The following is a 24,089-nucleotide window of genomic DNA, read 5'->3' as shown; positions in this document are numbered from 1 at the left end:
TTAAGCTTTATATACAATATGCCCTGCTTTTTCACCGTCTTGTATGTTCAAAAATAAGAGACCCATAGTTTGCGAAAGCATGTTAACAAAGCTATTCAAAAAAATTATGAATACAAATCCATATGACTGAAATAATCGAAAATATGATGTAAATCTGTAATCTTTATGCTATGAGTGCTGTAAGCAACGATTATTTCAGCTAGCATAAGAACAAATAAAATGGCCAATAGCACCTTAACAAGCGGAAATTGTCGGAACTGAGGAGAAAAAAGCAGCTTACTGACTGTATACAAAAACAGCAGGATAAAGTAAATCATCATGGCATTGGTCGCCTGAAGGGGCACATTCCAGACAAATATGTACACGCTGAATGTCAAAATTAAAATAAACGACATTTCTTTCCCGCTAAAAAAATCACTCATTGCGTAACACCTTTTCTTGTTCATGAATGAATAAGAAATTATAAACTCACGAAACATTAACGTTATTTTTACAACAGTATACACGATTTTCCTGTTAATTTCTATATACCGGTGTATATACGGAGCTGCTTTTAGCGGATTGGCGTCATGTTTTTGAGTGCAATGGGTTATAGTAACAGGGAAAGCTCATAAAGGAGGTATGGATAATGGAAAACACAAATCAATTTGTTCAAAAGCTGAACGACAATCAAGAAAAGCAGCGTAAAAATAAGCAGGGTCAAGCTACTGGCCACCCGGAGAAAAAACTTCCTAACAAACAGCATTAATATTGTAAAAGCTGGCTGTCAAAACAGCCGGCTTTTTTTGTGATCATTTTTTGGAAGTCGAAATGTTTGAAGATAAAACAAATCCCCTGTTACAATAAACTGAATCCGCTGCAAAAACGTTCGCAGCTATACTTTCCTCTTAAGGAGCTGAATATAAAATGAGTAAATTTGAAAAATTATTCCAACCAACAAACATTGAAGCATTTGATTTACACACTCGTACAGCAATGGCACCGATGACACGATGCTTTGCTGATCCAGAGACAGGCGTAGTCGGTCAAGACGTTGTAGACTACTACCGCCGCCGCGCAAAGGATGGTATTGGCTTAATTATTAGTGAAGGAATTGTTATCAGCGAACGCGCAAAAGGAAATCCTGGCGTTCCCGGTATCTATACACAAGAACAAATTGATTCATGGAAGCCTGTAACAGAAGCTGTTCATGAAGAAGGCGGCACGATTATCGCTCAAATTTGGCACGTTGGCCGCTTGAGTCATTCCGGGTTAATCAATGGGCATAAACCTCAGGCCCCTTCTGCTATTGCAGCACAAGGTCAAGTGCCTCGTTTCCGCAAGCCGTACGAAGAGCCTGAAGAAATGTCAAAAGAAGATATTAAAGAAGTTGTAGGACAGTACGCTCAAGCAGCTAAAAATGCCATTGAAGCAGGCTTTGACGGCGTTGAAATTCACGGTGCTCACGGCTATTTAATTGATCAATTTAATTCAGACTGGTCTAACAAACGCACCGATGAATACGGAGGCGACCTTGCACAGCGATTAACGTTTATGAAAGAAGTGATTTCTGCTGTTATTGACGCTATCGGAAAAGAACGCGTTGTGATTCGCTTCTCTCCTCATAAGCTTGATAAACCAGACTATCGCTGGGATGATACCGAAAAAGCCATTCAAACGTATACAAAAGCTTTTAAAGAAACAGGCATTGAGATTATTCACCCGTCTATGCTTGATTTTTACGAAGATGTCCAAAACGGCCAAAACCTTTATGAAATCACGCGTAAGTACTGGGATGGACCAATTATCGGCGTGGGTGATTTAACGCCTGAATCAGCTGAAAAAGCGCTTCAAGCCGGCTGGATCGACGTAGCTGCTATTGGCCGCCCGCTAATTTCAAATCCTGATTATTTACACCGCATTAAAAACGATGATGCTCTTGTCGAATACGATGCTAAAAAACATTTACCAGAGCTTATCTAAAAAAAGCGCTCCTTCCGGAGCGCCTTTTTTATTGGTTTACGTATGACTGAACTTCTTGTTTCCAAACAGCATAGCCTTGGCCTTTTAAATGAAGACCGTCCACCGTGAAACTACTTTTTAACTGATTGTTTTTGGATACTTTCGAATACAGGTCAATGTAAGAATCACTGTGTTTCTTAGCTAGACGCTCTAAATAGTTATTTAATGCTATCACATCTTTATTGTCCACTGCGTCGCCGCATTTTTTATTGTTCACGGGCAGTACACTTTGAATATAAACTTTTGTATTCGGTGATTCTTTATGAATACGCTCAAGAATTTCAGCGTAATTGGCTTTGGTTTGTTTTACAGATTTTTGCTCATTTAAATCGTTAATGCCAATCATTAAGAAAATCTTTTTTGGCTTAGCATCTGTAATGCTTTTTAAACGATGCAATACCCCTTCAGTTGTATCATCGGCTACGCCTCGATTGACAATCTGCTTATTATGAAAAAGTTCGCTCCACTCAGAGCGCTGGGTAATGCTATCACCGAGAAATACGATGGACTCTTTAGGAATACTTAATTGCTTGAACAAAGTAGTCCGTTCAATGTAATAAGGATTGTCTCTATAGCTTTGCTTAGACGAACCCTTAGATGACAGCGGATTTTTCATCGCGCTGCTGCTTGTTGCATAAAAAGCAAAAACACCTATGAAAAGGACATTTAAAATAATGGAACTGATAAATACAGCTTTCTTTGTTGAACTCACGAAAACGACACTCCTGTACTTTGTATGGTTTTTAGATAACTCTACGATGATATAGTAAAGCTTCCTGTTAACACTCTTTCCCTCCATACAAGACATTTAATCATTTTTTGTAAATAATGATTTTACATAAAAAAGAAGCGGCGCTCGAAAGCGCCGCTTCTTTTTCTATAATATAAGGGGTTAAAACGTACTTTTATTATAACATATAGTCTATGGTCATATTTTCCTCTATTAGAAAATAGTTCTTATGTCGTTTCTTTTTCCAGCTGTTTTTCTCTTTTTACTTGTCTTGCGAAGAAGAGTTCGTATACAACTGGAATAATAATTAAAGTAAGAAGAGTAGATGACGTAAGTCCTCCAATTACCGTGATGGCTAAGCCTTTTGAAATCAGCGTTCCGCTTGACGTAGTAAGCGCCAGCGGGATTAATGCAGCAATGGTAGCAAACGCCGTCATTAAAATTGGACGCAATCGCGTTTTCCCAGCTTCAATAAGGGCTTCGCGGATTGTCATGCCTTTTTGTTCACGATTTTGGGTAATTCGATCTACAAGCACAATCGCGTTTGTTGTAACGATTCCAATCAGCATTAAGAATCCAATCATGACACTGACAGACAGCGGTTCTTTTGCAATGACAAGACCAACTAACGAACCGATTGGCACAAAAATGAGTGACGATAAAATGATAAATGGAATACGCGCTTTTCCAAACGTAACGAGCATTGTTAAATACACAAGGCCGATTGCTGTTAAAATGGCTAGACCTAGAGATTGGAAGACTTCTACTGTCTCGTCGCTTCCGCCTCCTCCGTCCAAGCTCACATCTTTCGGCAAGTCTAGCTTTTTCACTCCATCTACAACATCTTTGGTCACAGCTTGAACATCATCGCCTTTGATGTCTGCTTCTACTCGTGCAAATACTTTACCGTCGAGTTTTTGAATAGAAGTGAACGTATCAATTGTACGAACGTCAGCGATATCTTTTACTAACACAGGCCCTCTCTCTGTAAACACTTGCAGGTCTTTAATTTCTTTTACTGAGGCAAGGCCTTTATCGTACGAAAGCTGAACCGCTCGTTTTGTATTATCCAATTTTAAGTCTCCAACTGATACCGGTTTGGTTTGATCAGAGATTGTACCAAGCAGCTGAAATCCAGATACTCCATACTCTGCGGCTTTATCAGGATCTACTTCTACTACAAGCTGCTTTTGCTTATCTGAGAAGTTATTTGTTACATATTTAAGACGTTTGTCTTTGTTTAAGTGGTTTTCCACTTGCTTAGCTGCCTTTTGCAAGTCATCTAAATTAGAAGAATATAAATCAACCGTCACGTTATTATTTGTAGGAGGCCCTCCTGTTGATGCTTCTTGCACATTAACTGTTGCTTTCGGTGATTCTTCTTTCGTGATGCTTTCCATTTTCTTTTGAACTTTATCAATAAACGTATCGACATTCACGCCTTCTTTTACATTCAAGAAATAGCCAACTTGGTTCGGACGTTTTACACCTGTTGAAAAGTCGCGTGATCCAACTTCCGTTGTCACGTCTGAAATTTCGTTTTGGTCCGCAAACATCTTTTCAATTTTTAAGGATACATCGTTTGTTTTTTCAAGGGACGTAGATGCCGGTAATTGAACGTTGGCTTGAAGCATTTTTTGCTCTTCATTTGGAATAAACGTAAAGCCAAGTGAAGGAACAAGCGCAAATGATCCAAACAGTAAAATAAAGGATAAAATCAAAATTTTGATTTTATGATTAAGCGACCATGCAATCGCTTTTGCATACCCGCGCTGCAGCTTTCCTTCTTTTTCTTCAGGCGGTACTTTTTTAAATGCAAACTTTGCGAGAATCGGCACGATTGTGATTGCTACAAGAAGAGATGCTAACAGTGAAAAAACAACTGTTAAAGCAAACGGCAAGAAGAACTCTCCTGTAATTCCTCCTACAAAGCCGATTGGCAAGAATACGACAACCGTTGTAATCGTAGACGAGGTAATTGCTTTTAAAATCTCTTTTGTTGACGACTCGACAAGCTCATTGCTCATGCCTTCTTCTGAACGGCGAACGCGTCTGAAAATGTTCTCAATCACAACAATACTGTCATCCACTACGCGCCCAACGGCTACAGCCATTCCACCTAGTGTCATAATATTAAGTGAAATATCAAGCTGGTTTAAGAAAATAGCTGATACTAACAGCGATAATGGAATCGATATAATCGCAATGATTGTCGCACGGAAGTTACGCAAGAAAATCAGCACGGCGAGTGACGCAAATAATGCCCCGAGCAATCCTTCGCGTACTAATGTTTCAACAGACTTTTCAATGCCGTCAGCTGAGTCAAAGCCAATTGCGTAGTCTAACTGATCGTCATATTTTTTCAAAATCTTCATCGTTTCGTTGGCCACTTCAACCGTATTAGCGTCTTGCTTTTTTGTGATGGCCATCGACAGCGCATCTTTGCCGTCATAGCGTGTATATTCGCCTTGTTCTGTTACGGCTTCGACTTTGGCAATATCGCCAAGTTTCACAGGCTGTGCTTCAGGGTTCATCGTGGATTTCAGCTGGATTTTCTTTAATGCATCGATCGTGGCAACTTTTTCTTCTACTCGCACTGGAATTTGAAGCTCTTTTCCGTTTAATGTTCCTGCTGGGAAGGAAACGGCTTTTTGATTAATTTGTTCTTTCATCCCATCAAGCGTTAAGCCAGCTTGAGCTGCTTTTTCTTTATCGACCGTAATTTGTAAAAGGTCCTCTTTCACACCGCCAACTGAGACGGAGTTAATACCTTGAATTTTATTCAATTCAGGAATCACTTCATCGTTTAATACTTTTTCAAGATTTGCATCATCTTTTGCAAACAGTGAAATGTTGAAAATCGGGAAGGAACCAAATGAAAAACGGTTTACGTCTACATTTGATGACTCTGGTAAATCTAATTCTTTTATCGACGAGTTAATTTGCTGTTCAACTTTATCTAAATCCGTATTAAACGGGAATTCTAAATTAATAATACCGACGTTTTCATACGATACGCTTTGTACGCTTTTAACGCCTTCAATTCCTTTCACTTGGTCTTCGATTTTCGACGTGACACTTTCATTTACGTCATCAGGAGAAGCCCCAGGATACGTTGCTTCAATGGACAGCTGCGGAAATTCGATATTCGGCAGTAAATCAATTTTTAGTTTTGAAAATGAATATAGCCCCGCTAAAATAAGTAAAAATGAAACGATAAACACAGCTACCGCATTTTTTAAACTAAATCTCGTCAAAAAATTCATCTTTTTCCTCCGTTACGTAACTAAGTTATTTGAGAAGCCTTCATCCTTTAATAACTGCAGACCCGTTTTATTTTTTTAACAATTTTAGAGTACCCATGGGTCAGTTTTTCGCAAAAAAAAACTCACCTCCTTTCATATGCTGATGAACTGTCTATACAAACTGAAATTTGATGGTCGCACGCTCCCCCTGGAAGCGAGATAAAAGAAAAGCCGTCTTGACCATATAAATCCCAGCCTTCAAAAAACGAGCTGTCATGAAACATGTCTAGCGCATACCCATTAGAAAACGCAATTCGAAGGATACCGATATCTTCATACCACTGTATAGAGAGAATGAGCTGGCCAAGCAGCAGCGCTTCGACTTGCTGACGCTGCTCGGCGGAATGTAGCGATTTCCAGTCGGCTTGACCAAGCAAGATGCTGCGTTTGTTTTTTAGTCTCCATGGACATTCTGCCACAAGTCCGCCTTTACTAAATCCAAGAGAAAACGGCAGGGTGTTATCTGTGTTTACCTTGGTAACGGTTTGTTCTTGAAAATATGAAAAATTAATTACTGTGCTGCTGTTACTCATCATATCCCTCCATTATCAACCAGTACCGACGAGTCATTTTTGGGTCTCAAAATAGCAGCCTTCAATGTATAAGTTCACAATGAACTCCGCATAGTTCATGATATCTTCTTCTGTTATATCATCATCGGAAACGATATCCATCCTATACCCATTTAACATGCTGCAAAACGCTTTTGAGTGTAAAAAAGCGTTTTTTATTTTTTGCTCTTCAATCAATTTAGCAACAAGCCCGTGATAATCCTCAAAAAATTGATGAAGACGCCCCATCATTTCTGGCATTTGGTGAGGGGCTTGCCAAAAAGAGTCCGGATATTTTTTAGTTTCGTAAAAAAAGAGCAGGTGATGTTTCGCAACTGAATAGAGCTTTTCGTGAAACGTTTGGCATTTATCTGTTCTTCGCTTTGCATGATACAAAAACTCATCAAACGAACGATTATTAACAGCGATATAAAGCGACTCTTTAGACGAAAAGTACAAGTAAAGCGTTCCTTTAGATACACCCGCTAGTTTAGCAATATCAATCATTTTTGCTTCATAGTAACCTTTGGATCCGAACACTTCAAAAGCAGCATCTAAAATTTTCTCCCGCTGCTGTTTTCGGTTTGTCATGGTAAAAAATCCTCTCATACGTTTTCGATACTATACATATAAAATAATTAAAATAACTTGTCAACACGTAGTGTGCTCTTTTATACATTGCATCACAAGAGTATGTCAGTTTTTCAAACAAAATACTTCTATAGCACAAATTAAAGCGTTTTCGACTTTTTTGTGACAGATACAAATGATGCTTGTATATGAAGAGCTTGCTATGGTACATTTTTGTCATCGATACAGAAATTTATTCCGTCGTTACGGGAGGAGAAAACATGGTTCTTACATCACCAATCGGTCGCCTGCGCTTAGTAGGAATTTTAGAAGGAATTTCATTTTTACTGCTGCTGGGCATTGCTATGCCGCTAAAATATGCAGCAGGCATACCCGAAGCTGTATCAGTTGTAGGCGCAGCACACGGTGCACTTTTTGTGCTGTATGCTCTTGCAGTCGTTCATGTAAAATTCGCGCATAAATGGTCAATCGGCCGCTCTTTATTTGCATTTCTTATGTCGGTTATTCCGTTTGGTCCTTTTATTTTAGAGCGCCAGCTGAAAAAAGAACAGTAAAAGAAAAGAACGTCACGGACATCATGTTTCCATGACGTTCTTTTTCCTTACTGTTCCGCACTATTTTCGCTAAAGTGGTCAATCGTTTTCCACCACTTCAGTGAGTGAGGTTTTAATAGCATTCCAATTTCTTCTGGACTAATTTGCTGATCTATAATCATTTCATGCATTGCTTGAAAGAGTCCCGTTGTAACAGCTTCTTTCACATCAGATTCACCTTCTATATACAGCTGTTCAATCGCTTCAAACACATCCGGTTCACGTTCGAGCTGGCCGTTATATTCAAGAGAGATCAAATGACCCGCTACTCGGCTTAATTCATGCTGCAGCTCTTCTTTATCGTTGAAGTTGATTTCTTCGCTTGGCTCAAAAGATGGGCAAGCTTCTTTTAGTAATGGAATAACATTTTGTTTTGTAATCATATCTAAATTCCCTGCCTTTGCATGTGTGACAAATTCTCTATTCTTTACCCTTTTCTCTTTTTCTATAAACTTGTTTTACAAAACTTTACCGTTTTCTACAACTACTTCTCCTTTTTTCACTACGCTATCAATATGATTCAAGCCATACTGATATTGAAGGGTTCGATAACTAGAGACATTAAAAATCGCTAAGTCAGCTTGTTTTCCGGCTTCAATACTCCCAATCTTATCTCCTTGATTAATAGCATGAGCTGCGTTAATAGTTGTGGCTACAAGCACTTCTTCAGGACTCATGTTCATATTCATACATGCCAGATTCATCACAAATTGCTGTGAAGTCGTTGGAGATGAACCTGGATTGCAGTCTGTAGAAAGAGTAACCGGAACGCCTAAATCGATCATTTTTCTAGCATCTGGCCATTTCATTCCAACAAATAAGGAATTCCCCGGTAAAAGTGTGGCTACGATCCGTTTTTCAGCCAGTTTCTTTAACCCTTCATCAGAAGCATACAAAAGATAATCTGCTGATATCGCTCCTACCTCTGCTGCGAGCTCTGCTCCTCTGCAGTATTCAAAGGGGTCGGCATGTATTTTAGGAAGCATGCCATGGCTTTTCCCGGCTTCGAGTATTTCTTGACATTGTTGGAATGAAAAAGCATTTGGAAGACATACAGCATCATTAAATGCTGCGAGCTTATAAGAAGAAATTTGAGGAATCATTTCGTGAATAAGTAAATTGACGTATTTCTGCGTATCTCTTTTATATGCTAAAGGTACGACGTGTGCTCCTAAGAAGGTGCTTATGACATCAACTGGGTGTGTATCATTCAGCATTTTAGCGATTTGCAGCTGCTTCAGTTCTGTTTCTAGTTCTAAGCCATATCCGCTTTTCACTTCTACAGTTGTGACCCCGTGAGCTAGAAAAGACGTAAGACGCTCATAGCTCTGCTGATAAATTCGGTACGCATACTCTTCCTGTGTCTGAACGACAGTGGAGTGAATACCTCCACCTTCTTCTAATAAATCCAAGTAAGAAGTTGGTCTTTCAAACCGCCTATAAAATTCTTCTTCACGAGAGCCAGCGTACACAGCGTGTGTATGAGGATCAATCAGACCCGGAGTTACAATTTTGTGAGAAGCATCAATAATCGTTGCATCATTTCTTTCCCTTTCATATTTTTGTTCTAGCTCTTTTGTTGTACCTACGGTCACAATTTGATCTCCTTCTATCCAGACTGAGCCATTTTCAATCACCGTCAAGTTTCTCATTTCTTTTCCAGCTAAAGGACCTTTATTTTCTTTGGCCGTTACAACTTGCGAAGCATTTTTAATCCATAGCGCTTTTTTGGACATCGTTGAATTTCCCCCTTTTCTAGCGTGTACCACGTTTTGGGGCTCCATGTTTACCGTAAACTCATTTAGATTCACCTACACATTTCGCACCTCTGCCTTCTTTCTTGTAGGTAGAAATTCGAAAAAGCATGTCCATGGTCTGAAAAGCGTGTTTTTAAGTCTTTAAAGCTAGATAACTTATATTTTTTTCAATTATATACGCTTTTAGACCCTTTTTTTCTCCGTTTTCTTACTTATTGACTCTTGTTTTATACAGATATATCCTTATATACTAAATCTTTTATCACATGTATTTTATAAACATCACGGCGAGGTCCCCTCAATAGGATAAATAATAGATTTCTAGGAAGAGAACGTTTATAATATTCTTTGAAGTTTTACTTTTAGAAAGATTCACTAATGGAGGAAGAAATATGATTGTCAACTATAAAAACCAAGCAACCGGCCATCGCATGAATAACGGCTGGAATCTTTTCTATGCGTCAAACTTAACGATGTGGCGCAAAGATGAAAAGTATTTGCTTTTAGATGAAAACCAAGATGTAGTGATGATCTTTGGCTTTAAAAAAGACGAAATCATTCTAGATAAATTGCAAACGTGGGGCTATACATTTGGTGTCCATCCAGAGAAAAAACAAATTTCCTGCTTGCAGCGTCAAGAAGAAATTGGTGAATAAAAAGAGGGCTGAAAAAATTCAGCCCTCTTTTTTATTAATGGGTTTGTTGAAACATAGCGCTCAGCTGCTTTTTTTCAGATGGTTTTACAACATAATACCATGTACCATCTACCATTTGTCCTTCTCCTTTTACCGTTACCGTTTCGAAATCAGGCCGTCCATTCTTAATGACGTTATACATCGTAAATGCATCGCTGACATCAATATTCGTTTGGATATGCTTTTTTCCGAGCGTGAGAAGACTTGGGATATTTTTCACCGTTGACATGTTCATTCCTTTATCTAATAGAGCTTCCACCACTTGACGCTGGCGATTGTTTCTTCCTAAATCACCTTTTGGGTCTTCATGTCTCATCCGTACATAGGCAAGAGCTTTTTCACCGTTCAACGCATTTTCTCCTTCAGGAAAGATAAATGAATCAAAGACAAAAGGAAACGGGTTATTCACGTTCACGCCGCCAAGTTCATCGACTACATCTTTGAACCCCTCCATATTTACTTTCACATAGTAGTCAACGTCAATATTTAAAAAATTCTCAACCGTGCGCACGGTTAAAGGAATGCCTCCGTATCGATAAGCATGGTTAATTTTCTCATCCGTCCCTTTTCCATCAATGTGCACGCGCGTATCTCTAGGGATCGGCATAACCTTTGCTTTATTATGGCTTTTATCTAAATTGACCACCATTAATACATCTGAGCGGCCCGTATCGCCTGGCCTTTCATCTACGCCCATAACGAGTACATTAAACGAATGAGGCTGCTCTTTAGCAGATGTTTGATGCTGATAGACAATTCCAAACCCAGCGGTTCCTAAAAGCAACATACATGCCGCTAAGACGCCTACTTTGTATTTTTTCATTCATACGGCCTCCTTTACACATCACTTACTCTCTATATGCCTTAATGAATGAAAATTTATACCTTCTTGAGGAAATTTAAGCACAAGTCAAAAAAGCCCGCTTGTTGGGAAGCTGGCTTTTCACTAGTAGATGTTAGCTTGATTTTTGATGCACATCACGCTGTGCCCATTCACTTTCTAGCATACTCATTTCAATTAAGCTCCAGTACTGTCCATCTACAAGCCGGACATCTCGAAGAAGGCCTTCGCGTGTAAAGCCAATTCGTTCATAAGACTGAATCGCCCGCTCGTTAAAATCAAAGACGCCGAGCGAAATTCGGTGAAGGCCCAGTTCTTCAAAACCGAAAGCTAACACTTTTTCAAACATGTGCGAGCAAAACCCTTTTCCTCTATACTTTTCACCAAGCAGTACTCGGCCAATTCTTCCTGTTTTATGATAATAATCAATATGAGCCAGGGAAATATGCCCAATAAGCTGTTCATTGTCATCTATGACAGAAAAAGCATAGGTAGAGGCACCATCTTCATTTGCATATCGAATATAGTGTTTTAACTGTCTAGGAGTAAGCGGAAAAGAAAAGCTAGAGCCGCTCCATTGCACCATAAATGACTCGGAGGGAATCCAATCCATTAGCTGTTTAAAGTCTTTTTTGGAGAACGGTCGTAGAGCTATCACATAATTCTCCCCCTTATTATTTCTGACTTTTCTAAATATATTACATTTATCATAATAAACTGTCAACTGTCTATGTAAAAAAAAGCCATCATTTCGATGACTTATAGCTGTAATGCTTTTCTGAGAAGAGTTAAATCATGAGTAAATTCAAAAAAATAGGTTCTATTTTCATTGTCAAATACCATCATGATTGGTTTTTGGTTCGGTTCAAGAACAAAAATAACTTCACTTGCCAGCGTGTTGACCGCACTATTTTCAATTTTCACGGCTGGATCAAGAGGTACTTTAACAAGATAGCCTTTTTTAGGAAGCGGACTTGCCTTTTTATATAAACCAGTAATGGACGCAATACTTTTTTCGGCTTCTTTTTGAACATTTGGAGGTTTGGGCGTTGAACGAACGACTCTGCCCGTTTCAATTTGAAACACCTCTACTTTTGGCTGTTCAGCACTTACTGCTTGCGGAAAAATAAAAGCAGCGAATACGACGCATACAGCAACCCATTTTCGTATCATTTTAAGCACCTCTTTCCATAGTGGATGAGATGGAGATAAGAATGGTCGTCTCTTCTTATACTATGACCTATTTTTACGTATTTATTTCACTAAATGAATGCCTATACTTCCATGTTTTTGTCATGTTCTCAGAACTTCCTCTATACACTACTAATAAGGACACGCTGTATGAGGTGATAAGATGTCGTGGTTTGAAGCATTTATTTTGGGAATCATTCAGGGGCTTACAGAGTTTTTACCAATAAGCAGCACGGGGCATTTGTATTTAGGGCGCCACTTATTTGGCTTAGACGATGCGGGATTGTATTTAGATACGATGCTGCACATGGGCACTCTGCTTGCTGTGTTTGTCTTTTATAAGCGTGAGCTATGGCATATTATTCGGCATCCCTTTAGCAAGCTTACAGGGCTTTTAGTGATAGGAACGATCCCTGCAGTTGCGATTGGTCTTTTGTTTAAAGACTATTTTGACAGCATTTCTAAATCTGGCCTAACGATCGGCTGGGAATTTCTTGCGACGGGACTGCTGTTATGGTTTGGTGATTCCGTAAAAAATGGCTATAAAAAAATGGATCATATTTCATACGGAGATGCTTTTTTTATCGGCTCGTTTCAAGCAGCTGCGATATTCCCTGCTGTATCCAGGTCTGGCTTAACGATGGTAGCTGCGTTAATGCGAAAATTAGACCGTGAAACAGCCGCTTATTTTTCCTTTTTATTGTCGACTCCGGCCATTTGCGGAGCAGTGTTACTTCAGTTAAAAGATGTAGTCACAGGTGAAGTCGAGCAGCTCTCCGTTTTCTTTTTATTCGTCGCTACCCTTTCATCTGCTTTATTCGGTTATGTAGCGGTAAAATGGATGATCAATTATTTAAAGCATCATTCGTTAAAAACGTTTGCGATTTACGTTTGGATATTAGGTGCAGTCGTGCTTGTTTGTCAGTTTACGGGGGTGTTTTAAAATGAAGATAAAAGTCCGGACGCTTTTTTTAGTATTGTTTTTTGCCGGCATTTTAGTCGTGACAAGCTATGTTGATAACAATTCCCAGCAGTCGTTTGACAGCTTATCTCACCTTTCACTTGATGGAGGAGCTGTTGAAACTTCTGCTGATGAAGACGCTGCGGAACAATTAAATATGTCGGTCAAAGAAGTTCATGTTAAAACAGAAAAAAGAGGCGGATACCGAATTGAAGTATACGAACAAGTAAATGTTTATAGAGATGATAAAGGAAAAGTAGTAAAAAAAGTGGCTACGGGAGAATATCAAACGTTGAAATATAAACTGAATGAAAAAAAATAAACCACTTACCGAAGTAAGTGGTTTTATTTTTAATGGTTAAAGTGAGCTGCAAGAATCCACAGTGTACCAACAACGATACAAAGTGCAATAAAGAAACTGTAAAGAATATTTGCAACCTGTACTTTACCATTTTCACTTTCAGTCATGTGCATGAACATTACTAGCTGCATTGCTGCTTGTAATAACGCTAGGATCATGATAAGAGTCATTGTAATGCTTCTTGATAGATCAGCTAGCACTACTAAACCAAGCGCTGCGAATGTTAAGGCTAGTGAAAGGATAAGCCCAAATACATGACTAAGCGGAAAACCTGCTTTTTGGCCTTGTTTATTTTCCATGTCTTATCCCACCAATCCGTTCAAGTATACAAGCGTGAAGATGAAGATCCATACAACATCAAGGAAATGCCAGTATAAACCGATAATAAATACTTTACGAGCAGTAACTGGTGTTAATCCTCGTCTTACTAATTGAATAATAATACTGATTGCCCAGAATACACCGACTGTTACGTGAAGACCGTGCGTTCCAAGTAGTGTAAAGAACCCTGATAAGAAGGCACTTGTTTGCATTGTTGCACCTTCGTGAACTGCGTACATGTAAAACTCACGAATTTCGTAGAAAAGGAATCCTCCACCAAGAACAAGTGTAATAACAAACCAAACTAAAAGTCCTTTTAAATCATTATTACGCATTTTAAAGATGGCAATTCCCATCGTGAAACTACTGAATAGTAGTAACAGCGTTTCGATCATAAAATCTTTAACAACGAACAGTTCTTCTGCAGTAGGGCCACCCGCTGTACGCGTATGGTACGTTAAGTACGTTACGAACAGCGTAGAGAACAACGCGATCTCGGCACCTAAGAAAATCCAGAATCCAAGGATATTCAGGCGACTTTGTTCTTCTTGGTATTCTAACGGCAATGATTTATCTAAATGTCCTGCCATTATTTGTCACCCCCTGTAATTCCTTCAACCTTCTTGATTTCATCTACTTTTACATAGAAGCCCGGATCATAATCAAATGAACGAGCAAGCATACAAGCAAAAATACCTGCTAATCCAACGATTGCCATTGGAATCCATTCAAATACTAAGCCAAATCCACCGATAAACCAGAAAATACCTGAGATAAACGGCACACCAGAGTTGCTTGGTAAGTGAATTGGTTTTAAGTCTTCTGCTTTAATTTCTGTTTCATTACGTTTTTTCATGTGCCAGAATGCATCCATTTCTTTCACATGAGGAATTACTGCAAAGTTGTAAGCTTGAACTGGTGATTTAGTCCACCACTCAAGTGTACGACCATCCCAAGGATCGTTTGCAGTGTCGCGTTTGTTTTTCCATGCACTGTATAATAAGTTAACTACTAATACGAAGAAGCCAAGACCCATTAAGAATGCACCGATTGTTGAAACTAAGTTTAATCCGTTCCAGCCAAGGTTGTCTGCATAAGTTTGCATACGACGAGTCATACCGTCTAAACCTAGGAAGAATTGTGGGAAGAAACATACGTTAAATCCAACAACAAAAATCCAGAATGAAATTTTTCCTAATTTTTCGTTCAACGTGTGACCGAAAATTTTCGGATACCAGAAGTATAAACCTGCGAAACAGCCAAACACTGTACCAGAGATTAATACATAGTGGAAGTGAGCGATTAGGAAGTAACTGTTATGATATTGATAATCGGCTGATGCCATCGCAAGCATAACCCCTGTTACCCCACCGATTACGAAGTTTGGAATAAACGCTAATGACCAAAGCATCGCAGTCGTAAATTTGATACGGCCTTTATACATTGTAAAGAGCCAGTTAAAGATTTTAACTCCGGTTGGTACGGCAATTAACATCGTTGTAATTGAGAAGAACGAGTTAACTGACGGTGAGTTACCCATTGTAAAGAAGTGATGCACCCATACAAGGTAACTTAAGAATGCGATACCGACCATTGATACTACCATTGCTTTATAACCGAATAAATTCTTACGAGAATGTGTACTGATAACTTCTGAGAAGACACCGAATACCGGTAAAATAACGATATATACTTCAGGGTGACCCCAAATCCAGAATAAGTTAGCCCACATCATTGGAAGACCGCCGTTAGCCATTGTAAAGAAGGCTGTTCCGAATACACGGTCAAGTGTCATAAGTGCAAGCGCTACTGTTAATACAGGGAACGCGAAAATGATAATAATTGATGTGATGAAGATTGACCAAGTAAACATTGGCATTTTCATCATTGTCATGCCAGGGGCACGCATTTTTAAAATTGTTACAAAGAAGTTGATACCAGTCATTAATGTACCAGCACCAGCAATCTGTAGTGAAACGGCATAGAAGTTATTTCCGATACCCTCACTGAATTCTTTACCTGCAAGCGGGAAGTAACTTGTCCAACCTGCATCAGGAGCTCCTCCGATTACGAAAGAAAGGTTAAATAGCATTGCTCCCATAAAGAATGTCCAGAAACTGATTGCGTTTAAGAACGGATATGCTACGTCACGCGCACCAATTTGTAATGGAACGATTACGTTCATTAGTCCGATAATAAATGGCATTGCCATGAATAAGATCATGATAACACCGTGAGCCGTGAAGACTCCGTTGTAGTGATGTTCATCTAAAATGTTCATACCCGGGAATGCAAGCTGCATACGCATCATGATTCCATCAATTCCGCCGCGGAAAAGCATTAATACAGCTGAAAGGATGTACATGACACCGAGTCTTTTATGGTCAACTGTTGTTAACCATTCTGTCCATAACCATTTCCATTTCTTGAAATATGTTAAGACAAAAACGATACCGATGACCGTCATAGCGATTGCTGCGTCAGCAGCGTAAATCATAGGTTCGCCAGTGACGAAAAATTCATCTAGCTTCATTATGTCTTCCCCCAATCATTACGTTATTTAGTGTAATAAATGAATGTTATTCATGATTTGAGTGATCCATGTTTTCCATTTCTTCATTACTCGTTTTTTCGTCTTCTTTCATCTTGCTGTGATCATGTCCTGTACCACGTTCTAGCTCTTTGCCAGGAATGTATACATCTTTTGCATGGTCAATCCATTTTAAATGTGTACCGTTGTAAGTTTGACGACCAACAACGCCTGGGCTTAGGATTTGATCATATTTCTTTTCAGTCAATTTACCAGCTGTACCTTTTACGTCACTAACCCACTCTTTGAAGTCTTTGTCCGTTTGAGCTTGAACTTCGAACTGCATTTGAGTGAAATGTTCACCCGAGAAGTTAGCACTACGTCCCATATAAGAACCAGGCTTATCAGCTTCTAAGTATAATGGCATTGACATATTGTTCATCGAATATTTTTGTCCGCCAAGTTCTGGTACCCAGAATGAGTTCATAGGTCCTTGAGCCGTTAACTCAAATTTCACTGGCGTATCTGCTGGAATGTTTACGTAGTTAACCGTCTCGATATTTTGTTCCGGATAACTGAAAATCCATTTCCAGTTTGCAGATGTAACGTGAATCACGATTGGATCTTTATCCTTTGATTCTGCCGGTACTTCTTCTGCAGAGTAGATCGCTTTAACAGTTGGCACTGCTAATAGAATTAAGATGATGATTGGGAATGCTGTCCAAATAACCTCCATCTTTAAGTTACCTTCTTGCTCAGGTGGCTCATAGTCCATGTTTTCAGGTTTTTCACGATATTTGACAAGAACAAATATAAAAATAGCAAATACGACAACAACCACGATCAACATCATCCACATAGACCAAATGATTAAATCAGATTGCGTTTTTGCAACAGGACCTTGCGGGTTCAATACAGCAAGTTTTGAACAACCGCTCAAAAATACTAGTGAAAGCGCAGATAGTAAACCTACTAGCTTCCAAAATCCTTTTTTTGGTTTCACTTAAAACTCTCCTTTCTAACAACACATGATGCGAAGCCTATATTGATGAACATTCAAAATGCGCTATCTTTCGCTAGATAACGACATTTTTATACAGACTCTCTTCCCCCTTATTTGTAGGCCACTACTATTGTAATACAAAATGACATTTTTTTCGTCCCTTTTGCTTTATTTTTTTATATTAAAAATATTCTAATATAGTGACTGTACCAATGGGGTTAGAGTGCTTCAACCTTGCGATATTCTATCACATAATTTGGTATGAATAAATGTAAATAAAAGGATTCAGCTCCCATTTCTTAACTATTTCTTTAGGAATAACTGCAAAATTAGCTTTGCATGTTTGCTTCAACATTGATATATCAATACACATCGACATAATTGAATATTTTGTGACAAATTTTCAAAGAAAATGTGACGCCCTGTATGAAACTTATTTTGCCCGTTAATTCCCCTTTGTTTTGTAGCAAATATTTGATTTTTTTGCTTAAAATTCTTTCTTTCAAAAATATGAACAAAACGTGAATTTTTTTAAAAAGCTTTTTATTATAGAAAAAAGCTGCGTGTTATTCACGCAGCTCTTGATCCATAAATTCTTTAACCGTGATATCATCCCCTGCTTTATCTAGCAGCGTTGTCGTTGCTGGAAACGGATGTTTAATATGACTCGGTATTTTTTCATACAGCACAAAATAATCACTTTTTGGAACCGCGGCATCAATTGTATATGTATCGTGCACCAAAGCCGCCTTTACGCGCTCAATTTGTTTACTTCTATTTGTTCCTGTAAACAGCGCATATGTACCTTTATTTGTATGGATATCATCATAATCCACTAAATTGCTCATTTTGGTACTGACTTCAATACGCAGGCGTTTGTTCCATCCTTGCTTCAATACGGCCATTCCTTCTTTATCACCAGGTATGGAGAATAAGGCTATGTATGTATTAGAGTGATCAACCCGTTTAAAATCTTGCAGCGTAATCCTTGCAGAACCATCAATACTTTCTTTATGCTCCCAATTTCGCAAATGCTGCTGCACACTTGCAGCATTGTTTTCAATCGGATATCGAATCATCTCATACGCAACAATTACAACCGCTATACAAATGAACAGAAATAGCAACCGCTTTATCTTTCGCACATCTATTCACCTTCCTTAGCTTACTCCCCTTTTATGTAATTGCCTAAATTATAACTTCCGATTAAACCTCTGTCTATGCACTAGGAGAACTACGTTTTTTTTTACCACAAAAGGGATTTTTCAAACCTTTTGTCATAAAAATACGCTAAAAGACTCAGTAGCTGTTGAACCAAAAGAAACCGATCTCCACTCCCCTTCTTAATCCTTAAAGCAAAAAAAGATACCCATTTTGAAATGAGTATCGCTTAGCTTATCTATTATATCCTTCTATATCAAAGTCGTTTAAGGCTTATTTGCCGTTTTTTTATTATACACATCTTTCCGCACACATGTATCCTTTGACCTGATACCCATGTTTTTTGAGCTGCCGAATGCTTAAATTTCGAGAAATACTGTCAGGAACAATTACGACCACTTCTTTATATGGAATTTCCTCATGCTGTCTCTCTAAATAAGGAAGCGGAATATGGATTGCTTTTTGACAGGGGTTTTGTTTCATTTCATGAAAATGACGAACATCTACATACGAAATCGTTGTAGAAGCACAGTCGACGGTCGTCACTTTCTTTATTCCTTGCACCGGCACATAGCGTTTATAAAAACTGTAACAAATTAATAAAAGTAAAATACCTATGCTCATATATAATATCGCCATGTTTTCCTCCCAACTAATTTCTATACCCCTGTATGTATACTATATTCAAAAGAAAGAATCAACACAGAAGTACTCTATCTCATTTCTCTCTGTAAGAAAAATGGTCTTTTTACACTTTATTATGAAACCACAATAAAGTGACGAAATCAATCATTATTTATTTTGATTTTTCGAAAGATTTAAATACTAGTAAACAGATCGTTTTTTCTTATTATAATGAAGAAACGCAGAATTTTTATCTTCATTTCCCCTTTTCTTTCCCGTTAAGGCTGAGGTTCGCTTATGAGTAATATAGTAGACCCAATGTTGCAAGAACGTCAGAAAAATGATTCTAAAAATGAAGGATGCGAGATAGGATAGTATGAACACGTGAAGCGAAAGACTATATTGTGATTGGCTCAGAAAAATACGAGTTAACTTAAAAATGCAATATACACAAAAAAGGAAAGCCTCGGAGACGAAAGCTTTCCTTTTATAGATTAATCTCCATCAAGGTTTGCACGACAATTATTATGAGACAAAGAGGTACTTTGTGCTTCATGCTGTTTTTTCTCACCCTGCATTGTCATATTTTCTTCTTCCGTGCTCCCTTTAGCAATATGTTTAGTTTTCTTTCCTTGGTTTAATGTCATGTTCATTCCCCTTTCTGGTGGATATAGTGTATGAAAATAACTCACACGCCATAAGAGGAAATGATATGAAAAAGCCCCTCTTAAATTGAGTGAGCTTTCTGCCTAAAACTGCTTTTCCTTTTATTGCTGAATCCGCATGAAAGGATATTCTCTATTTTAAACGTTCGTTTCTCGTTCCTTAGTAAGCACCAAGCTTTTACGCTCTGAGGATCAATTTTATACACAATGATAAATCGCTGTGTCAAACATCCTTTATCATCCATATAAATAATTTCAACAGGTCGTTTCGAAGAGTAGCTTTCTTGAAGTAGCCGTTCCATAGAATTCGCTCCTTTAATTTTTAGTTTACCGAACACACGTTCCTTTTTCAAGTGTTTTAAACTGAATAATTCGGTAGCTTTTACAGCTTAAAACGGGGAAAAGAGTGGGAAAAATGATAAAAATCATACAAATATTAGGTAATTGTGATATGGTAAAAGAGATTACTTAAGTTGGGAGAGGTGCATGATGGAAAGTAACATACTTAAATGGATCCCCGTTCCTTACTTTCAATTAAATCAAGAAGGTGAAATCCTGCATTTTTCTAGTCAAGCACATTCTTATTTTTCTTCAGTCTCCAGTCTGTGGAGCATTATTCATAAAGACGACCGGAAACAAGCAATGTGGATGCTGTCACAGCACTCTTCATCTAACCCCATCATCAGGCATTTGCGTTTGAGAACGAGCGATGATACATTTGTGAATTTTAAATGCACGATTCATTGGAAAAATAATGTTGGTCATTTAGTATGCACCGAAAAGAAAAATGTCAAGGATCCATTAGATGTTGTATTATCTGCTCAATCCTATCTAGAAAACTCAGACAAGCGATTAAAAGAATCGGACAAGGTGTTAAATAATGCAGCAGATTTATTATTTAATCGATTAAATCGATAACCAAATGAACATAATTTGCGCTGTATTCGTTTATTTCTCTCATTTTTAAAAGTCATTGAAAGGCTACCTATAGGGGGTGGCTTTTTGTTTTGTTCTACACGTAAAGTCATTCTCTTTTTGTCCGCACCATTTAGTCCAGAGTACATACACTAATAGGCATACTTTTCATATTTATTCTTTCTATATTTATGTTTTGCTCAGAAAAAAAGTCCGAATAATCAATAAATGTTTGAACATTTTTTTAAATTGGCATATATTATAAACAAACAATCATTTGAATGTTTGAATGAAGGAGGAAACTATGCCAAAAGACCGCTGTGATATTTATTGTTTTAACGAAGAAAAGGTGAATCGTATTAAGCCTTCTATCGATGTTGAAGCTGTTCAGGATATTTCTACGATGTTCAAAGCGTTGGGAGATGAAACGCGGCTGAAAATCGTATTAGCCCTTTATAAAGGTGAGGAATTATGTGTATGTGACGTAGCCAACATTGTAGGCTCTACGGTTGCTACTGCTTCTCATCACTTAAGACTGCTGCGAAATATAGGAATTGCCAATTATCGCAAAGAAGGAAAGTTAGCTTTTTATTCTTTAAGGGATGCACATATTAAACAAGTAATTGATATTATGTTTGCTAAAAAAGAAGATGTAACCATTTAAGTTTTTCTTACCGTATAGGGAGTGGGACACAATGAAACACGAAGATAAAAAACATCATCACCATACCGGAAGCTGCTGCAGCGGCCCTTCTTCATCAGAAATTGAGAACAGCCCCTGCTGCTCCTCTTCTTCAGAAGCCGCACCTACTGAAGAACCTTCTTCCTGTAGTACAAAGAGTCACGCACACAGTCACAGCTGCTGTTCAGATACAAGTGCGTTAACGACCGATAAAAGCCAGCATTCGTGCTGCAGCGATCACGATATAGCAACAGGCAGTGACATAGAAGAAACGGCTGAATACCGCGTGTATGGAATGGATTGTCCTTCTTGTGCTGCTACGATTGAAAAAAGTTTAAAAACGTTAAACGATATTCAACACGTAGCAATCAACTACAATACAGGAAAGCTTCAAGTGGCGGCGGCAAGTGAATCAGCTCTGTCACTCATTCCAAACTCAGTGGAAAGACTGGGCTTTAGTATTGAGCCTATTCAATCAAATAAGAAAATGAAAACGTATTTGATTGAAGGAATGGACTGTGCAGCTTGTGCAAACACGATTGTGAATCATTTAAAAACAGTTCCTGCTGTCAAAGACGTACGCGTTAACTTTTCAACGGGAAAAGCACAAATTGAACATGATAATGAAGCTGATGACATTATTAAAGAAGTATCTAAAGCTGGGTATACCGCTACTTTAGTGACCAGCAGCAGGCAGCCCGCTGAATCTCGGCACCATAAAGGCAAAAATGGTCCGATTATTTTTTCAGGTATTCTCATCGCACTAGGTTTTATCGGTTCTCATACAGGAATTGCTTCTTATATGACAACTGTACTGTACGCTATTGCCATGATTGTCAGCGGATATAAGCCGGCTAAAAGTGCTTATTACGGAATCAAAAGCCGTTCTTTAGACATGAATGTTTTAATGACCGTTGCAGCACTTGGAGCAGCTGTTATTGGTGAATGGCTTGAAGGTGCTACGGTCGTCTGGCTGTTTGCTTTAGGTGTAGCTCTGCAAACAAGATCAATTGAACAAACAAGAAACTCGATACGAGGTTTGATGGATTTAGCTCCTTCTGAAGCATGGGTAAAGGAAAACGGGCAGCTGATTAAAAAAGCTGCGGAAGATATTTCAATTGGCAGCACGATTGTCGTAAAACCAGGAGACCGAATTCCGCTCGATGGTGAAATTATAAACGGAGAATCCAGTATCAACCAAGCTCCTATTACAGGTGAATCTATTCCCGTTGATAAAGTAATGGGCGATGCTGTCTATGCCGGCACGATTAACGAAAGCGGATCGTTAGAAATTAAAGTAACAAAGCTAGTCGAAGATACGACCATTGCTAAAATCATTCATTTAGTGGAAGAAGCACAGGAGAAAAAAGCGCCGACTCAAGCATTTGTTGATAAATTTGCAACCATTTACACACCTATTGTCTTTATTTTAGCTTTATTCATTATGGTCATCCCTCCCCTGTTTGATGGTGCATGGAGCGAGTGGTTCTACAAAGGGCTTGAATTATTAGTTGTCGCTTGTCCATGCGCGCTAGTCATTTCGACTCCCGTCGCCATTGTATCTGCGATTGGAAACGCGGCGAAAAATGGCGTGCTCATTAAAGGCGGGACGTTTTTAGAAAAGGCCGGTGCAATCAATGCGATTGCTTTTGATAAAACAGGAACGCTAACAGAAGGCAAACCAGCCGTTTCAGAAGTTGTTTCCCTTGCTGCTGAAGAAAATCAGCTTTTAGCGATAACCAAAACGCTTGAAGATTATTCGAATCATCCCATCGCCCGCGCTATCGTGGATTATACTGCGGAGAAAAAAGTCGTTTCTTTACAAGGGTCAAATTTTAAAATCCTTACGGGAAAAGGCGTGCAAGCAACAATTCAAGACACGGTTTATTACGCAGGTAATGCAAAATTATTCTCAGATTTAGGAACACCTCTAACACACTGCTGGTCTCAGATTGAAAAGCTTCAAAACGAAGGTAAAACGATTATTATTGTCGGAACAGCTAAAAGTGTTCTAGGCATTATTAGCGTAGCTGATACCATCAGACATACAACCATATCTGCTTTAGAAAGCCTTAAGCAAAACGGAATGCAGCAAATTGTGATGTTAACCGGTGATAACGAAGGAACAGCTAAAATGATTGCTTCTCAGTCTCGGGTAGACCGCTATTTCGCTGATTTGCTGCCTGAAGACAAAGTAAAGGCCATACAGCAGCTTCAACATGAAGGGTATCAAACGGCTATGGTTGGAGATGGAATTAACGATGCCCCTGCCCTTGCTACTGCTGATCTTGGCATTGCAATGGGCGGTGCTGGTACTGATACAGCCATGGAAACAGCTGATATTGTCCTGATGGCAGACAATTTAGAAAAGCTTCCTCATACAATGAAGCTAAGTCGCAAAGCGTTAGCTGTTATCAAACAAAACATTTGGTTTTCTATTATTGTTAAAGTCATTGCCTTAGCCTTTATCTTCCCAGGGTGGCTTACTCTGTGGATTGCCGTCTTAAGCGATACAGGAGCAGCGCTACTTGTTATTTTAAACAGCCTTCGCTTACTCAAAATGAAAAAATAAATGGAATCTATAAGCTTTCCAGCATGCGTTGGAAAGCTT

25 protein-coding genes and 1 pseudogene are annotated in these 24,089 nt (G+C 38.7%); 9 read left to right on the top strand and 17 right to left on the bottom strand.

What is annotated here, in order from left to right:
* Positions 1–104: 104 nt before the first annotated feature.
* Entirely contained in the window at positions 105–422 is a 318-nt protein-coding gene (locus SCI76_RS24770; protein WP_028414413.1) for a hypothetical protein, read from the bottom strand.
* A 206-nt stretch (positions 423–628) separates the two neighbouring features.
* On the opposite strand from SCI76_RS24770, the gene SCI76_RS24765 reads away from it, so the two are divergent.
* Complete coding sequence (locus tag SCI76_RS24765) at positions 629–748, top strand: DUF4023 domain-containing protein (RefSeq protein ID WP_080754499.1); 120 nt, start codon at positions 629–631, stop codon at positions 746–748.
* 173 nt (positions 749–921) lie between these two features.
* Positions 922–1,962, top strand: a pseudogene (locus tag SCI76_RS24760) (alkene reductase); the annotation flags it as partial.
* 28 nt (positions 1,963–1,990) lie between these two features.
* On the opposite strand, the gene SCI76_RS24755 reads toward SCI76_RS24760, so the two are convergent.
* From SCI76_RS24755 to SCI76_RS24740, 4 genes are all read right to left on the bottom strand, one after another.
* The gene (locus SCI76_RS24755) at positions 1,991–2,713 is read right to left on the bottom strand and encodes a GDSL-type esterase/lipase family protein (RefSeq protein WP_221832589.1); all 723 of its coding nucleotides are present in this window, start codon (positions 2,711–2,713) and stop codon (positions 1,991–1,993) included.
* 245 nt (positions 2,714–2,958) lie between these two features.
* A complete protein-coding gene (locus SCI76_RS24750) occupies positions 2,959–5,997 on the bottom strand; it encodes an efflux RND transporter permease subunit (RefSeq protein ID WP_407544630.1) in 3,039 nt (1,012 codons plus the stop codon).
* Between the two features lie 122 nt (positions 5,998–6,119).
* Complete coding sequence (locus tag SCI76_RS24745; RefSeq protein ID WP_048018951.1) at positions 6,120–6,569, bottom strand: DUF6188 family protein; 450 nt, start codon at positions 6,567–6,569, stop codon at positions 6,120–6,122.
* 33 nt (positions 6,570–6,602) lie between these two features.
* Positions 6,603–7,178 carry a TetR/AcrR family transcriptional regulator gene (locus tag SCI76_RS24740; protein WP_028414418.1) on the bottom strand — a complete coding sequence of 192 codons (576 nt, stop codon included), beginning with the start codon at positions 7,176–7,178 and terminating at the stop codon, positions 6,603–6,605.
* A gap of 260 nt (positions 7,179–7,438) precedes the next feature.
* On the opposite strand from SCI76_RS24740, the gene SCI76_RS24735 reads away from it, so the two are divergent.
* A complete protein-coding gene (locus SCI76_RS24735) occupies positions 7,439–7,732 on the top strand; it encodes a DUF3817 domain-containing protein (protein WP_013083888.1) in 294 nt (97 codons plus the stop codon).
* 47 nt (positions 7,733–7,779) lie between these two features.
* On the opposite strand, the gene SCI76_RS24730 is transcribed toward SCI76_RS24735, so the two are convergent.
* Positions 7,780–8,154, bottom strand: coding sequence for a hypothetical protein (locus SCI76_RS24730; RefSeq protein ID WP_028414419.1), 375 nt, complete (start codon positions 8,152–8,154; stop codon positions 7,780–7,782).
* A gap of 75 nt (positions 8,155–8,229) precedes the next feature.
* On the bottom strand, positions 8,230–9,507 hold the full coding sequence (gene hutI / locus SCI76_RS24725) for an imidazolonepropionase (protein ID WP_028414420.1): 1,278 nt from the start codon (positions 9,505–9,507) through the stop codon (positions 8,230–8,232).
* A gap of 413 nt (positions 9,508–9,920) precedes the next feature.
* Between hutI and SCI76_RS24720 the strand changes: the two genes are divergently transcribed.
* A complete protein-coding gene (locus SCI76_RS24720) occupies positions 9,921–10,184 on the top strand; it encodes a hypothetical protein (protein WP_013057818.1) in 264 nt (87 codons plus the stop codon).
* A gap of 34 nt (positions 10,185–10,218) precedes the next feature.
* Here SCI76_RS24720 and SCI76_RS24715 read toward each other — a convergent pair whose 3' ends face one another.
* The 3 genes from SCI76_RS24715 to SCI76_RS24705 form a co-directional block, all read right to left on the bottom strand.
* The gene (locus SCI76_RS24715; RefSeq protein ID WP_048018950.1) at positions 10,219–11,046 is read right to left on the bottom strand and encodes an LCP family protein; all 828 of its coding nucleotides are present in this window, start codon (positions 11,044–11,046) and stop codon (positions 10,219–10,221) included.
* Positions 11,047–11,179: 133 nt separating this feature from the next.
* On the bottom strand, positions 11,180–11,722 hold the full coding sequence (locus tag SCI76_RS24710; protein ID WP_034270305.1) for a GNAT family N-acetyltransferase: 543 nt from the start codon (positions 11,720–11,722) through the stop codon (positions 11,180–11,182).
* 101 nt (positions 11,723–11,823) lie between these two features.
* Complete coding sequence (locus SCI76_RS24705; RefSeq protein WP_033580565.1) at positions 11,824–12,237, bottom strand: hypothetical protein; 414 nt, start codon at positions 12,235–12,237, stop codon at positions 11,824–11,826.
* A gap of 181 nt (positions 12,238–12,418) precedes the next feature.
* Between SCI76_RS24705 and SCI76_RS24700 the strand changes: the two genes are divergently transcribed.
* Together SCI76_RS24700 and SCI76_RS24695 are read left to right on the top strand one after the other, a co-directional pair.
* Entirely contained in the window at positions 12,419–13,198 is a 780-nt protein-coding gene (locus tag SCI76_RS24700; protein WP_025751115.1) for an undecaprenyl-diphosphate phosphatase, read from the top strand.
* Between the two features lies 1 nt (position 13,199).
* On the top strand, positions 13,200–13,538 hold the full coding sequence (locus SCI76_RS24695) for a hypothetical protein (RefSeq protein WP_028414424.1): 339 nt from the start codon (positions 13,200–13,202) through the stop codon (positions 13,536–13,538).
* A gap of 29 nt (positions 13,539–13,567) precedes the next feature.
* Here SCI76_RS24695 and qoxD read toward each other — a convergent pair whose 3' ends face one another.
* From qoxD to SCI76_RS24660, 7 genes are all read right to left on the bottom strand, one after another.
* Positions 13,568–13,876, bottom strand: coding sequence for a cytochrome aa3 quinol oxidase subunit IV (gene qoxD / locus SCI76_RS24690; protein WP_013057824.1), 309 nt, complete (start codon positions 13,874–13,876; stop codon positions 13,568–13,570).
* Between the two features lie 3 nt (positions 13,877–13,879).
* Positions 13,880–14,488, bottom strand: a complete 609-nt coding sequence (gene qoxC, locus SCI76_RS24685; RefSeq protein WP_013057825.1) for a cytochrome aa3 quinol oxidase subunit III — start codon at positions 14,486–14,488, stop codon at positions 13,880–13,882.
* Positions 14,488–16,431 (bottom strand): cytochrome aa3 quinol oxidase subunit I, encoded by a 1,944-nt coding sequence (gene qoxB, locus SCI76_RS24680; RefSeq protein ID WP_013083896.1) that lies wholly within the window; start codon positions 16,429–16,431, stop codon positions 14,488–14,490. Before qoxB ends, qoxC begins: the two co-directional genes overlap by 1 nt.
* Before the next feature lie 46 nt (positions 16,432–16,477).
* Positions 16,478–17,431, bottom strand: coding sequence for a cytochrome aa3 quinol oxidase subunit II (gene qoxA, locus SCI76_RS24675; RefSeq protein ID WP_013057827.1), 954 nt, complete (start codon positions 17,429–17,431; stop codon positions 16,478–16,480).
* 566 nt (positions 17,432–17,997) lie between these two features.
* Complete coding sequence (locus tag SCI76_RS24670; RefSeq protein WP_013057828.1) at positions 17,998–18,576, bottom strand: hypothetical protein; 579 nt, start codon at positions 18,574–18,576, stop codon at positions 17,998–18,000.
* Positions 18,577–18,883: 307 nt separating this feature from the next.
* Positions 18,884–19,231 (bottom strand): rhodanese sulfurtransferase, encoded by a 348-nt coding sequence (locus SCI76_RS24665; protein WP_033580561.1) that lies wholly within the window; start codon positions 19,229–19,231, stop codon positions 18,884–18,886.
* Positions 19,232–19,710: 479 nt separating this feature from the next.
* Positions 19,711–19,863, bottom strand: coding sequence for a hypothetical protein (locus tag SCI76_RS24660; protein WP_168761006.1), 153 nt, complete (start codon positions 19,861–19,863; stop codon positions 19,711–19,713).
* Positions 19,864–20,370: 507 nt separating this feature from the next.
* Here SCI76_RS24660 and SCI76_RS24655 point away from each other — a divergent pair.
* The 3 genes from SCI76_RS24655 to SCI76_RS24645 all read left to right on the top strand — a co-directional run bounded on the left by SCI76_RS24655 (position 20,371) and on the right by SCI76_RS24645 (position 24,050).
* Positions 20,371–20,799: a PAS domain-containing protein gene (locus SCI76_RS24655; protein WP_231099202.1), complete on the top strand. Its 429-nt coding sequence runs from the start codon at positions 20,371–20,373 to the stop codon at positions 20,797–20,799.
* Between the two features lie 301 nt (positions 20,800–21,100).
* Entirely contained in the window at positions 21,101–21,460 is a 360-nt protein-coding gene (locus tag SCI76_RS24650; RefSeq protein ID WP_028414427.1) for a metalloregulator ArsR/SmtB family transcription factor, read from the top strand.
* A gap of 31 nt (positions 21,461–21,491) precedes the next feature.
* On the top strand, positions 21,492–24,050 hold the full coding sequence (locus SCI76_RS24645) for a heavy metal translocating P-type ATPase (RefSeq protein ID WP_063247337.1): 2,559 nt from the start codon (positions 21,492–21,494) through the stop codon (positions 24,048–24,050).
* The last annotated feature ends 39 nt before the right edge of the window (positions 24,051–24,089 follow it).

Source organism: Priestia sp. HNGD-A6 (assembly GCF_045784335.1).
Lineage (GTDB): Bacteria > Bacillota > Bacilli > Bacillales > Bacillaceae_H > Priestia > Priestia zanthoxyli.
This window is presented reverse-complemented; position numbering and strand designations above follow the sequence as displayed.

Excerpts from the sequence above, each read along its gene's own strand:
- SCI76_RS24770 (WP_028414413.1), bottom strand. The coding sequence starts at position 422 with ATGAGTGATTTTTTTAGCGGGAAAGAAATGTCGTTTATTTTAATTTTG.
- SCI76_RS24765 (WP_080754499.1), top strand. The coding sequence starts at position 629 with ATGGAAAACACAAATCAATTTGTTCAAAAGCTGAACGACAATCAAGAA.
- SCI76_RS24750 (WP_407544630.1), bottom strand. The coding sequence starts at position 5,997 with ATGAATTTTTTGACGAGATTTAGTTTAAAAAATGCGGTAGCTGTGTTT.
- SCI76_RS24745 (WP_048018951.1), bottom strand. The coding sequence starts at position 6,569 with ATGAGTAACAGCAGCACAGTAATTAATTTTTCATATTTTCAAGAACAA.
- SCI76_RS24740 (WP_028414418.1), bottom strand. The coding sequence starts at position 7,178 with ATGACAAACCGAAAACAGCAGCGGGAGAAAATTTTAGATGCTGCTTTT.
- SCI76_RS24735 (WP_013083888.1), top strand. The coding sequence starts at position 7,439 with ATGGTTCTTACATCACCAATCGGTCGCCTGCGCTTAGTAGGAATTTTA.
- SCI76_RS24730 (WP_028414419.1), bottom strand. The coding sequence starts at position 8,154 with ATGATTACAAAACAAAATGTTATTCCATTACTAAAAGAAGCTTGCCCA.
- hutI (WP_028414420.1), bottom strand. The coding sequence starts at position 9,507 with ATGTCCAAAAAAGCGCTATGGATTAAAAATGCTTCGCAAGTTGTAACG.
- SCI76_RS24720 (WP_013057818.1), top strand. The coding sequence starts at position 9,921 with ATGATTGTCAACTATAAAAACCAAGCAACCGGCCATCGCATGAATAAC.
- SCI76_RS24715 (WP_048018950.1), bottom strand. The coding sequence starts at position 11,046 with ATGAAAAAATACAAAGTAGGCGTCTTAGCGGCATGTATGTTGCTTTTA.
- SCI76_RS24705 (WP_033580565.1), bottom strand. The coding sequence starts at position 12,237 with ATGATACGAAAATGGGTTGCTGTATGCGTCGTATTCGCTGCTTTTATT.
- SCI76_RS24700 (WP_025751115.1), top strand. The coding sequence starts at position 12,419 with ATGTCGTGGTTTGAAGCATTTATTTTGGGAATCATTCAGGGGCTTACA.
- SCI76_RS24695 (WP_028414424.1), top strand. The coding sequence starts at position 13,200 with ATGAAGATAAAAGTCCGGACGCTTTTTTTAGTATTGTTTTTTGCCGGC.
- qoxD (WP_013057824.1), bottom strand. The coding sequence starts at position 13,876 with ATGGAAAATAAACAAGGCCAAAAAGCAGGTTTTCCGCTTAGTCATGTA.
- qoxC (WP_013057825.1), bottom strand. The coding sequence starts at position 14,488 with ATGGCAGGACATTTAGATAAATCATTGCCGTTAGAATACCAAGAAGAA.
- qoxB (WP_013083896.1), bottom strand. The coding sequence starts at position 16,431 with ATGAAGCTAGATGAATTTTTCGTCACTGGCGAACCTATGATTTACGCT.
- SCI76_RS24665 (WP_033580561.1), bottom strand. The coding sequence starts at position 19,231 with ATGGCGATATTATATATGAGCATAGGTATTTTACTTTTATTAATTTGT.
- SCI76_RS24660 (WP_168761006.1), bottom strand. The coding sequence starts at position 19,863 with ATGACATTAAACCAAGGAAAGAAAACTAAACATATTGCTAAAGGGAGC.
- SCI76_RS24655 (WP_231099202.1), top strand. The coding sequence starts at position 20,371 with ATGGAAAGTAACATACTTAAATGGATCCCCGTTCCTTACTTTCAATTA.
- SCI76_RS24650 (WP_028414427.1), top strand. The coding sequence starts at position 21,101 with ATGCCAAAAGACCGCTGTGATATTTATTGTTTTAACGAAGAAAAGGTG.
- SCI76_RS24645 (WP_063247337.1), top strand. The coding sequence starts at position 21,492 with ATGAAACACGAAGATAAAAAACATCATCACCATACCGGAAGCTGCTGC.